A 1,189-nucleotide genomic window follows, 5' to 3' on the forward strand; every position below is an offset into this window, starting at 1 on the left:
AACACGTACCATTCGAGAATGGAATGAGCCAGTACCATACGTCGTGATTTTCAGGATGGACTGAAATCAGAATTTTGTTGCGATCGTACTCTGGTTCTTGTGGTGAAATATGATCTTCGATATGCGTAAAGATCGCTTTTCTTGGTGGAAGGCAAGAAGGTTCTTCCAGATCCAGCAAACGCGGCAGCACTCGGCCAAAACCACTCGCATCCAAAACAAAATCGGCTTCGATTTGGTACGCCTGCTTATCCGGCCCAACCACTTCTAAGCGCGATTTTTTGCCTTCAAACGCCAAGCTAACCAGCTCATGCTGATAACGAATGTCGACGCCCTGTTCTGCGGCTCTGTCAGCGAGCACTTTATCAAAGCTGGCGCGTTGAACCTGAAATGTGGTGCCTGGTCCTGCGGTAAATTTGTCAGTGAAATCAAAGTGGGTGTAGACCCCATTACGACGGAACGCCGCACCATCTTTGAATTGGAAGCCATGCTGCTTCACCGCCTCTGTCATTCCGGCAAGTTCAACCACCTCCATACAAGCTGGAAGTAAGCTTTCGCCAATTGAGAAACGAGGGAACGTCGCTTTTTCGATCACGACAACATCAATACCACGGGATTTTAGCAACGCAGAAACGGTGGAACCCGAAGGACCTGCGCCAACGACGACAACTTGCTTGTGCTCTGTTTTCATTCTTTATACTAGCTTGCTTGGAGTTTTAATAAGGTATGTCCGAGGCCAATGTTGTCCGTTCTTTCCACAACAGAGAGACCTGCTGCTTCAACAATTTCTAGGAAATCATCACTACGGTAGAAACGGCTATTACCATTGGCTAGGCAGGTAAAGTAAAGCGAGGTAGCATTTAAGCTGTATGACGCGCCCGCGTATTTCTGCGCATCCCAAAACAGTTCGAGAACGTAAACGGTATCGCCCGCGCTCAACTGCGCCTTCACTTTCTTCAAAATATTTAAAATTTCAATTGGAGAGAAACAATCTAAGAACTGGCTCATCCACCAAATATCGGCATGATCAGGCAATGTTTGGGCTTTAGCAAGCATATTGGCAGGATACGGATGCACGCGTTCGCTGAGCTTATTCTCTGCCACGTTAGACATCGCGACTTCCAATTGCTGCGGCAAATCAACAATGGTCCCATGCACATCTTTATCGTAGTTGCAGCACTGCATTGCCCAT

At 47.4% G+C, this 1,189-nt stretch carries 2 protein-coding genes; both read right to left on the minus strand.

Annotation, left to right across the window (positions count from 1 at the left end; translation table 11 throughout):
* The coding region (locus R7Q46_RS24985; RefSeq protein WP_318077903.1) for an NAD(P)/FAD-dependent oxidoreductase at nt 1-688 on the minus strand (688 nt) is incomplete at its 3' end.
* A gap of 8 nt (nt 689-696) precedes the next feature.
* A partial coding sequence (locus R7Q46_RS24990) for a methyltransferase (RefSeq protein ID WP_318077904.1) occupies nt 697-1,189 on the minus strand: 493 nt, incomplete at its 5' end.

The organism is Vibrio sp. 811, from assembly GCF_033339195.1.